This window comes from Candidatus Bathyarchaeota archaeon, from assembly GCA_023131225.1.
Lineage (GTDB): Archaea > Thermoproteota > Bathyarchaeia > Bathyarchaeales > SOJC01 > JAGLZW01.
In genome coordinates, this window is record JAGLZW010000042.1 from 1 (window position 1) to 10,187 (window position 10,187).

General features: G+C 41.6%; 9 protein-coding genes. 1 reads left to right on the forward strand and 8 read right to left on the reverse strand.

Annotated elements, in window-relative coordinates; translation table 11 throughout:
- Positions 1-35: 35 nt before the first annotated feature.
- From KAU88_09840 to KAU88_09875, 8 genes are read right to left on the reverse strand one after another with little or no spacing between them, the layout of a single operon-like run.
- On the reverse strand, positions 36-929 hold the full coding sequence (locus KAU88_09840; protein ID MCK4478804.1) for a CoB--CoM heterodisulfide reductase iron-sulfur subunit B family protein: 894 nt from the start codon (positions 927-929) through the stop codon (positions 36-38).
- A gap of 3 nt (positions 930-932) precedes the next feature.
- Positions 933-1,463 (reverse strand): 4Fe-4S dicluster domain-containing protein, encoded by a 531-nt coding sequence (locus KAU88_09845; protein MCK4478805.1) that lies wholly within the window; start codon positions 1,461-1,463, stop codon positions 933-935.
- Complete coding sequence (locus KAU88_09850; GenBank protein ID MCK4478806.1) at positions 1,460-1,900, reverse strand: hydrogenase iron-sulfur subunit; 441 nt, start codon at positions 1,898-1,900, stop codon at positions 1,460-1,462. The genes KAU88_09845 and KAU88_09850 overlap by 4 nt, the downstream gene beginning before the upstream one ends.
- Entirely contained in the window at positions 1,897-4,917 is a 3,021-nt protein-coding gene (locus KAU88_09855; protein MCK4478807.1) for a CoB--CoM heterodisulfide reductase iron-sulfur subunit A family protein, read from the reverse strand. Before KAU88_09855 ends, KAU88_09850 begins: the two co-directional genes overlap by 4 nt.
- A gap of 2 nt (positions 4,918-4,919) precedes the next feature.
- On the reverse strand, positions 4,920-5,693 hold the full coding sequence (locus tag KAU88_09860) for a hydrogenase iron-sulfur subunit (GenBank protein ID MCK4478808.1): 774 nt from the start codon (positions 5,691-5,693) through the stop codon (positions 4,920-4,922).
- Positions 5,690-7,423 carry an FAD-dependent oxidoreductase gene (locus tag KAU88_09865; GenBank protein ID MCK4478809.1) on the reverse strand — a complete coding sequence of 578 codons (1,734 nt, stop codon included), beginning with the start codon at positions 7,421-7,423 and terminating at the stop codon, positions 5,690-5,692. The genes KAU88_09860 and KAU88_09865 overlap by 4 nt, the downstream gene beginning before the upstream one ends.
- A gap of 45 nt (positions 7,424-7,468) precedes the next feature.
- The gene (locus KAU88_09870; GenBank protein MCK4478810.1) at positions 7,469-8,077 is read right to left on the reverse strand and encodes a hypothetical protein; all 609 of its coding nucleotides are present in this window, start codon (positions 8,075-8,077) and stop codon (positions 7,469-7,471) included.
- A gap of 40 nt (positions 8,078-8,117) precedes the next feature.
- Entirely contained in the window at positions 8,118-8,693 is a 576-nt protein-coding gene (locus KAU88_09875; GenBank protein MCK4478811.1) for a hypothetical protein, read from the reverse strand.
- Positions 8,694-8,802: 109 nt separating this feature from the next.
- Between KAU88_09875 and KAU88_09880 the strand changes: the two genes are divergently transcribed.
- Entirely contained in the window at positions 8,803-9,849 is a 1,047-nt protein-coding gene (locus tag KAU88_09880; GenBank protein MCK4478812.1) for a phosphate uptake regulator PhoU, read from the forward strand.
- Positions 9,850-10,187 lie beyond the last annotated feature (338 nt).

A 10,187-nucleotide genomic window follows, 5' to 3' on the forward strand; every position in this document is an offset into this window, starting at 1 on the left:
CAATAGAACGCAAACTTCAACTTTTCTTTAGTCATTTACATAGCTTCCTTTTGAATTTGTACTAGGATTCTGGAGGAGTCTACACGAAGCCCATCAAAGGCAAGTTCTTCTGGCGATAATCCCATAGCCAAACCCAGCAACTGTGGATAGTGCAAAACAGGTATGCCATATTTCTCACTGAACATCTTTTCAATGCGCATTTGATTAGTATCATACATCATGTGGCAGAACGGGCAAACTGTTATTAAAGCTTGAGCACCCACAGCTTTGATGTGATTCAACTTGTCCCTCGTAAGCTGTAAGGGAATCTTGTCGTTTATACCAACTGATGGCGCTCCACAGCACTCAGTTTCGTCCATATAATCTAAGCATGTAGCACCCATGACTTCAATTAGACTCTTGAGCATTTTTGGGTCCTCTGGATCATCAAACCCTGCATATTCTTTAGGTCTCAAAACATGGCAACCATTGTGTTCAGCAACATTAAGCATCGTTAGCGGCTTAACCACGGCGTCTCTAATTTTTTCCAAGCTCACATCCTCAACTAACATTTGAACCAGATGTTTCACTTCTATCATTCCCTTAAATTCTAACCCAGCTTTACCAAGGCAATTATTTATTTCTTTACGGAGTTCATTGTCATTTTTTAACATTTTGTTGGCTTTTCTTAATGTTCCAGCACATCCTGGACACAATGTTAAAATGTTTAAACCTTGCTGTTCTGCTAATGCAAGATTTCTAGCAGCCATTATCAGCATCATTTCATGGTCAACAGAGTCCATTGGAAGACCGCAGCAGTTGAATTCGGGCATTTCCACAAGTTCTATGCCAAGTTTTGACAGAACCTTCCTTGTTGATATTTCATAGGCTGCAACGCGGTAAGGTATCGCACATCCCAGAAAAATTATATAATTATTTCGTTCAGCCATCTTTCACGCCTTCTTTTCAATGAATTTTAGGAAGTGCACATTGTGGAGAGTTTTGTTTAAACTTTCTAGATTACCTTTTGGCAATGGGGGTAATCCTAACGATTCTCTTTTTTTAATTCTTGATTCCGGAATTCTGTAAGCATAACCAGTTTTAAGGATGTTAGAACCCAACTCTTTGAAGATTAGCGGAACGTGACCTTTCCGGACGGCTAGGTTTCTCAAAACACGTATTACGCTTGCAACCTCCACATCTTGTGGACACCGGTCTGTGCATATGAAGCATGAAGCACAAAGCCACAATGTGTCGAGTGATAAGACTCTTTCTTTCAATCCGAGCTGTGTCATTCGAATTATCTGTCTAGGGCGGTATGTATCGCTGAACTTAGCAATTGGGCAGTCTGAAGTACACGTTCCACATTGGAAGCAACGAAGCAGTTTTTCTCCGCCAGGTATCTTACTTATTTCATACTTGAATACCTTGTCGATTTCTGAGGCTCTTATGAGCCTTTGCTCTGTTCCAGCCGTTTCGTTCATTGAACCTTGCTTCCATTTTTCTTTAGCGGGTTTGGCCCGAGTTGCTTTATTTGTTTAACCATGTCCCGTACTATGGTCGCAAACTTTTCCCCTTCACTTGCTGAAACCCATTCCAACCGCAAACGTTCTGGTTCTATCCCCAAGGTCTTTAAGACCCTCTTTAGAAGAGTTACTCTTCTTAATGCTTTGAAGTTCCCGCTAATGTAGTGGCAGTCGGAGGGAAGATGACAACCTGCAACAAGAACTCCGTCAGCGCCATCCTTGAAAGCTTCTAGAATGAAAGCGGGGTCTACTCTGCCACTGCACATAACGCGGATTATTCTTATGTTTGGCGGATATTGGATTCGGCTTACACCTGCAAGGTCTGCGCCTGCATAGGCACACCAGTTACAGAGGAAACCGATTATCTTTGGTTCGAAGTTTTCCTTTTCGGTCATGCTTTTACTTCCTCCATCAAAGTGGCTTTAACTTGAGCCATCATTTCTTCGGTAGTGAAATGCCCTAGTGTAATGGCTTTTGTCGGACATGCTGCTCCGCATACTCCGCAGCCTTTGCATAAGGCTTCAATTATGTGTGTGGTTACTTCTCCATTTCTCTCTTTTATTTCTATTGCGCTATAGGGACATAGATTTTCACAAATTTTGCAGCCACTACATAAATCTTCATCCACATTTGCAACTATTCCTTCCATTTCAAGTGTCTTCTTGGAAAGGATTGTTGCGGCTCTAGCTGCTGCTGCACATGCTTGTGATATGCTTTCGTCAATAAACTTCGGTGAGTGCGCCATTCCACATAGAAAAACTCCATCAGTTTGAAAGTCTACAGGTCTAAGCTTCATATGAGCTTCCAAGAAGAATCCGTCTTTTGTTAATGGTACTTTAAGCATTTCTGATATGCGTTTGTTGTCTGGATTTGGAATGGTAGCCGCGCTTAGAGCAATGATGTCGGGTTCTATTTCGATATCCTCTTTTATTATAGGTTCCCAAAATGTTATCTTAAGCTTCCCATCTTCGTTTGTTACTTTGGGCTTTCTGTCGTCATCATAGTTAATGAAAATTACACCTTTTGCTGCTGCTTCTCGATAGTAATCTTCTTTGAAACCATAGATTCTCACGTCCTTGTATAATATGTAAACGTCAGTTTCAGGATTTATTTCTTTGATTTTTAAGGCGTTCTTTATCGCTTGCCCGCAGCATATTCTCGAACAGTTAGGTCTTTTCTCAGTTCTAGAGCCTACGCATTGAATCATGACAATGTTTTCAGCGTTGAACTCGCCCTTTGTAATTTTTTCTTCCAACTCATGTTGCGTAATGACGTTTGGAGCTTTTCCGTACAGGTATTCCACGGGTTTATATTCAACTGCACCTGTGGCAACTATTACTATCCCATTTTCAACTTCTTTCTCTTCACCTTTGTAAAATATTTTAGACTTGAAGTTACCGACGAACCCGACGACATCAGTGACCTCTGCGCCTAGATAGACATGGATCTTGTCGTTCTCCATGACTTTTCTTATTAGCTGATTCAAGTACTTCTTAGGGTCCTCGCCTTCGAGGATATAGTAGATTCTGCGTAGATGCCCACCTAGATCCTTTTCACGTTCCACAAGGTGAACTTCAAAGCCTTGTTGAGCAAGTTCTAGGGCAGCAGTCATGCCGGAAACCCCGCCGCCGATAATTAAGCCTACAGGTGTCACATCTATTATCGGATTTCTCAAAGGTTTTAATAGCTGAACTTTTGCAACAATCGACCGAACCAGTCCTTTGGCTTTATCTGTTGCTTTTTCTGGTTCGTGCATGTGCACCCAACTGCATTGATCCCGTATATTTACCATCTCAAATAAGTATGGATTTAAGCCAGCCTCACGCACAGTTTCTCTGAACAGCGGTTCATGAGTTCTGGGTGTGCATGAAGCTACAATGACCCTATTTATGTTAAACTCCTTGATTCTTTCTCTCATGCTTTCCTGTGTATCTTGCGAACAAGTATAGAGATTCGCTTCTGCAAAGACAACATTTGGCAGTTTTTTAGCAAATTCCACAACTTCGGGAACATTCACTATCCCACCAATATTTATTCCACAGTGACAGACGAAGACGCCTATACGTGGCTCTTCTTTAGTTATGTCTCGTTCTAAGGGGTATTTCCTCTCAACTATTTCCTTTCCCCTTTCAGAGGCAATTAGGCTCATGGCCTTAGCTGCTGCACCGCTCGCTTGTGCAACACTTTCTGGAATATCTTTTGGGGCGGCAAATGCTCCACAAACAAATATGCCTTGTTTCGAAGTCTCGACAGGTGAGAAAATGTTTGTATGGCAGAAACTGTATTTATTCAGTTTTATTCCTAGCAAATTAGCTAAATTTTCAGCTTTTTTAGGAGGTAGCATTCCAATGGATAGAATTACCATGTCGAATTCCTCGCTTTTTGGCGTTCCGTTTTCAACGTAACACAAGTAGAGGTTATTTGTTGACGGGTCTTCTGAAATGCTAGCAATTCTTGACCTTACAAACCTTATTTTATGTTCTTCTTTGGCACGGTTGTAATAAGCGTCAAAATCTTTTCCATAGGCACGGATGTCCATGTAAAAAACCGTGCAATTCAGTTTGATTGGCACATGTTCTTTGGCTATTATCGCTTCTTTAATGCCATACATGCAGCATACGGCAGAACAGTAGTTATTGCCAAGCTGAGCATCTCTGGAACCGACACATTGAATAAAAGCTATTTTTTTGGGGATTTCACCATCAGAAGGCCTTAAGACAAGCCCACCATATGGTCCTGATGCGCTCAAGATACGTTCGAATTCTATGCTCGTAACAACATTTGGAAAACGCCCGTAATTATATTCGCTTTTAAGCCTTGCGTCAAATGGTTCGAATCCAGGTGCAAGAATAATTGACCCCACTACCAAGGTTACCTCGCTATCTTGTTGGTCGTATTCTATCGCCTTTGCTTTGCAGATTTCCTGGCAAGTCCCGCATCCTATACATTTTTCGCGGTCAATTATGAACTTTAAAGGAACAGCCTGTGGGTATTCGACGTAAATGGCACTCCTATTGCTTAATCCTTCGTTGAATGTGTCTACTGCCTTCACTGGGCATTTTTGTGCACAAAGTCCACAACCGTTGCACTTCTCTTCGTTTATATAACGACTTCTTTTTCGAACTCTTACCTTGAAGTTCCCAGCTTTACCACTTAAGTTTGTGATTTCTCCATTTGTTATCAAGTTTATGTTTGCATGTCTCCCAGTTGCCACAAGTTTAGGTGCAAGAATGCACATTGAACAGTCGTTTGTTGGAAATGTCTTGTCAAGCTGCGCCATCACGCCGCCTATGCTTGGTGACTGGTCAAGTAGGTATACCTTGAAACCAGAGTTCGCAAGGTCTAAGGCTGCTTGGATTCCACCGATTCCTCCCCCAACTACAAGAACAGCCCCAACTTTTTCTTCAGTCATTTTTATTGAACCTCCAACGCCTTGTAAAGCGGGGTTGTTTTTTCAACATGGTCTAATGATATCATTCCTTTCGTGCGCATGTCTACAATATGGTGAAGAACTGAAGCAGGTTTTTCATCAATAACTGATGCGAGTTCCTTAACTGACAGTGGCTTCCTTTCAGTTAGAATATGTATTTTGTGCTGGATGAACCCTTCTTTAACAATTTTATTGAGTAAATCGTCAAATTCTTCCTGCTGGATTGTCTCCCCATAAACATTCACAGCCTCTGTTAACTCCCTTTCCCTTCCCAATAGAACTCTCAAATGAAAATCTGCTGCAGCATTTCTAGCTGCACAGACATTCAACAGAACTTTTTCATCTGGTTTTTCCCCAGCCAAAGGAGATTGCCCCAAGGTCATTAGATGACTTCTAAAATCATCAATAATCTTTATGAAGCGTTCAATCTCAGCTGTATAGGTCAAGCTTAATTGCAGGCGCTCCTGGTTAAGACCAGCCAGTGAGAGAAGCTTCTTCAGCATCTTGATTTTCTGTTCAGCTTGAAGATTTCCTTCAATATAGTGGCAATCAGGTGAGTGACAACCAATTACCAAAACACCATCTGCACCCTTGGCAAATGTATTCAGCACGATAATTGGATCAATTCTACCAACACACATTACTCGTACGATGTGCATTTTTGGGGCCCCTTGTAGTCCAAGTGGGTTTGCGATGGTCACTTCTTTAGGCAGGCTCCAGTTACACACAAAACCAATGATTTTAGGTCTGAACGTCATATAGAATTTCTCCCCAGAGCAGTTGTAACATCAGTCAAAATTTGGGCAAACGAAAATTGCTTCATCGAAATCGCTCGTTCGGGACAATTTGCACTGCAAATGCCACAGCCCTTACATAGGCTCTCGTCGACCTGTGCAACCTCCATTTCGTTCTTTTTTATCGCACCATAGGGACAAACTACTGCACAAACATTGCAACCAGTGCACAAAGTTTCATCAACCACTGCTTTATCAGCTTCACACAAACCTTCATTTCCGAGACACTCCGTGCACGGACCGCATCCAAGACACCTTCGAGCTTCAAGAATGGCTACTTCCTTATTTTTCGCTAAAAGTTCAGTAGCCTCATCGAAACTAACTTTACATCTACCCACATCTATATCCAAGCTTGTATATCTTTCAGGCTTTTTCGTTATCTTTTTCCAGTCTTTAACCCAAGTTGTATCCTCAACTTCTTTTTCCCTTCCAGCCCTCAAATCCTTGCCATTCAGATAACGGTCAATTGACACTGCCGCTTGCTTACCTGCCCCTATAGCCTCGATGACACTCGCGGGACCAGTCGTTATTTCGCCTCCCGCAAAAACACCAGAAATCTTGGTTTCAAGCGTTAATGGATCAACAGAAATTAAACGTCCACGTTCATCTAGAAGTATTGATGGTAAAGATGAAGTTTCTGCCAGTTGACCGATTGCGGGAATTACCGTATCTACATCATATGTATGTTCAGATCCTTGGATTGGCACTGGACGTCTTCTACCGCTTGCATCAGGTTCGCCTAGCTCCATCCTCAAACATTCAACAGTTTTAACCCTTCTCCTTTCTCCGATAATTTGTCTAGGTGCAACAAGGAATTGGAACTTCACTCCTTCTTTCTTGGCGGCTTCTATTTCATAAGGAAGCGCTGGCATTTCCTTTCGTGAACGACGGTAAAGAATCGTAACGTCTTTCGCCCCAAGTCTTAATGAGGTACGAGCAGCATCGATAGCACTGTTGCCTCCTCCAATGACCACAACTTTTTCACGTATATCAAAGGATTTACCTTTTGAGACATCTCTTAGAAACTCAACGGCGTGAAAAACGCCCTCTAAATCCTCACCTGGTATCCTAAGTTTTAGACTTAGTTGCATCCCGATGGCTACGAATACAGCTTTGTAACCGTTGTTTCGTAAGGTATCTAGTTGAACGTCTTTGCCAAATTTTATACCTGTCTTGATTTCTACACCTAGGTCTTGGATGTATGCTATTTCATTTGACACGACATATTTTCGTAAACGATGATCGGGGATACCATACCTCATCATGCCGCCAGCTTCGGGCATGAGCTCAAAAACTGAGATTGGATAGCCGAGTTTTGCGAGTTCGTACGCAGCACTCAATCCTGCTGGTCCAGCACCAATTATCGCTACTTTTTCGATATGTATTTTGGGTATGGGATTTGCTTTTATTCTCCCTTGTTCTCGTTCAATATCTGCAGCAAGCCGCTTTAAATAACGAATACCCACAGGTTTATCGATTTCCTTTCTTATACACGCATCTTGACAAGGACTAAAACAAACCCTACCACAAATTGCTGGAAAGGGCATACTCTTTCTTATAAGCTCCACTGATTCTCTGAACTTGCCTTGCTGAATTAAGGCAATATATCCTTGAACATTCACATCCGCGGGGCACGCGGCACGACATGGTGGTAGTCTCAGTTTGTTCTTGAAATCGCGACTAGTTGCTGCCATCTTTTTTGGATATCTCCGTCGTTACCCACTTTGATGTAAAAAAGACTAGTCAGATGCCAAGGATTTTGCACGCCCAAAGTGACGCAACTTAATCACCCACATTTTATATTGCTTTGGTCCCATCAAATCCCTTAACTCCTCTTCCAATGTAATCAGGTTGTTAGGTTTGATTTCTGCTATCCATCCATCTTCATATGGGTCTTCATTGACTGTGGAAGGTTCATCTTGCAGAGCTTTGTTGATTTTGATGATTTTGCCACTAATAGGAGCATAGAGGTCGAACATGAACATCCATGTTTCAACAAATCCAAAGGGCTTTTCCCTGTTCACTTCGTGTCCGACTCGTTTAGTCTGCATACTGACTATTCCTTTTAGGCGTGTTTGGGCGTAGTCAGATAAACCTACTCTTACATTCCCTTCAGGTGTTACCATTGCCCATATGTGATTGGGGCTGCAAAGCAGGCGTTCATGGATGATAGGGTATTCCACCTTTTTCTCATCGGTCTTTTCATGGTTTTGTTTCAGTTCCTCAAGGCGTAGTCGAATGGCTTCAGAAACAAATTCAGAGAGACTGCGATATTGGCCGGTTTCAAGCGTCCTCTTAACTGCCGTCATGAGTTCCTGTCTGACACGTACAGTTTTCCATTTTGTCATATGCTCTTCTCCTAGCCTTCATTTTCTTGGTGCACGCTTTTTATTTCGAAGAGCTAAGGTGTTTTTGGTATTTTTGTGAACTTAGTAGAGCATCCGTCCATGAATCGACTTCTGAGTATTCAGGTTGAACCTTTACTATCCACGAAGATGGATCTGCATTCAGCATAAACGGGTTATCAATGACTTTTTTGTTTACCGCGATTATTTTTCCGTTCAATGGGGAATACAAATCGTACGTGAACCACCAGGATTCTGCCACGCCGAAGGGTTTATCTTTAGAAACATTTTCCCCAACTGTGTCAGTTCGGACGTTTACTATTTCTTTTAATTGTTCTTGGAAATAATCAGTTATTCCGACTTCGACATTTCTTTGAGGAGTTATTTTGGCCCAAACGTGTTTAGGCGTGTAGAATAATTGTGCCTGTAACTGAGGGGTTCTGATAACTCTATCCCGCTCCAAATATTCCGATACTCTCTGTTTGGTCAATATTCGCAAGCGATGTTGAATTGCGTCTGAAACGAATTGGGAGAGACCTTTGTACTCGCTTTTCTTAACTTCTTTCTCAACTTCTTCCACAAGTTCTTGCTTAACTCTTACAGCTTTCCATTTCGCCATATATTTCACCTTCTTTTGCTCGGATTGTATGTATAAGAACGCGGGGATAAATACATAATGCTTATATTCTAGATTATGATATTTACTATAAATACTATGGTGGAGTCAAATGGAGATTAGAAAATTACAGAAGGTTGGCTATTCAACATTATCGGTCTCACTGCCAAGTAGATGGGTGAAGGAAAAAGGTCTAAAACGTGGAGACAACATCTTTTTCATGCCAGAAAGAGACGGGTCGCTTAAACTATTTCCAAACGAGCTTCTTAAGTCAAAAGAGGAAACAGACGAGTACATCTGTAACGCTGATTTGTGTGACGATCCTAAAATGTTGGAACGAGTAATCGTTGGCAGCTACATTCTCGGGCGTGACGTTTTCTCAGTGATATCCTCTGAAAGGATGCGATCTGAACACGTTGAAGAAATCAGAGGCGTAATACGTAAACTGATTGGATTAGGAATCGTAGAGGAGACACACGATCGTATCACGCTCCAATGTTCTGTTGATCCAAGGAAATTCCAATTGGACATGCTTTTGCGAAGACTTTCGATAATTTCGTTGACCATTGTAAAGGAAGCAGTACAGGCACTCGTAGAGTTCGATGAAACATTGGCTCAAGATGCCATAAACCGAGAGGACGAAGCCGATATGATGCATTTACTTGCAATGAGGTTGCTTATTTCTGCACAGAGAAAAAGAGAAGTAGCTGAAGAAATAGGATTAACAGACCCGTTACATATCCTATATTTCGGACTTATGCTGAGATATCTCGAGTTGATTGCTGACTACGCTGAAGAAATAGCACGCAGAGTTATTACACTAATACAGAAGTATAGAGATCGAATACCTAAATGGGCAATTGAACGAATCAGCAATCTGAATGACTTAGCCCACGATTTGGTTCTAAAAGCCGTGGACGCTTTCTTCATTGGTGACATTAAAATCGCAAACAGCCTCCTAGGAATGTTGACGTTTATTGGACTAGAAAGAGAGAGAATTATTCAAGACCTGCCTGAAATACCGAATCTGAGATGCATACTATGGGACATAAATAGAATAGCGGACAACGGTGCGGGCATCGCTTTGATAGCAATAAACAATACTCTCGAAAAAAAGACTAAAATATGCTCAAAACGCTGGTCAATAAGCTCCAAGTAACATGCGCATCGCCCTCAGCTCTTCAAATAATCAATGAGTTTTTATGCACAGAAGGTTTCAATTTCCAATAAATTATTAGCTTTTCCATAAACCCATTGAAACAAACCCTTGCTGGCCAATGCAAGGATTCCCAACCAGAAATAAGGAAGTAACTGAGCGCGCATCACCTTTGGTTCTACGATTTAAGCGTTATGAATTATATTTTTTTAAATCAACCTTCGCACGCACAGAAAGTTAAACTATATATCCAACATGTAACAGTTCTTACGCTTCAAATGACACTTGCCAAATTGGTGCACAGATATGGAAAGGCAAAAGTTGAAGTTTGCGTTCTATTG

Excerpts from the sequence above, each read along its gene's own strand:
- KAU88_09845 (MCK4478805.1), bottom strand. The coding sequence starts at position 1,463 with ATGAACGAAACGGCTGGAACAGAGCAAAGGCTCATAAGAGCCTCAGAA.
- KAU88_09860 (MCK4478808.1), bottom strand. The coding sequence starts at position 5,693 with ATGACGTTCAGACCTAAAATCATTGGTTTTGTGTGTAACTGGAGCCTG.
- KAU88_09855 (MCK4478807.1), bottom strand. The coding sequence starts at position 4,917 with ATGACTGAAGAAAAAGTTGGGGCTGTTCTTGTAGTTGGGGGAGGAATC.
- KAU88_09875 (MCK4478811.1), bottom strand. The coding sequence starts at position 8,693 with ATGGCGAAATGGAAAGCTGTAAGAGTTAAGCAAGAACTTGTGGAAGAA.
- KAU88_09880 (MCK4478812.1), top strand. The coding sequence starts at position 8,803 with ATGGAGATTAGAAAATTACAGAAGGTTGGCTATTCAACATTATCGGTC.
- KAU88_09865 (MCK4478809.1), bottom strand. The coding sequence starts at position 7,423 with ATGGCAGCAACTAGTCGCGATTTCAAGAACAAACTGAGACTACCACCA.
- KAU88_09840 (MCK4478804.1), bottom strand. The coding sequence starts at position 929 with ATGGCTGAACGAAATAATTATATAATTTTTCTGGGATGTGCGATACCT.
- KAU88_09870 (MCK4478810.1), bottom strand. The coding sequence starts at position 8,077 with ATGACAAAATGGAAAACTGTACGTGTCAGACAGGAACTCATGACGGCA.
- KAU88_09850 (MCK4478806.1), bottom strand. The coding sequence starts at position 1,900 with ATGACCGAAAAGGAAAACTTCGAACCAAAGATAATCGGTTTCCTCTGT.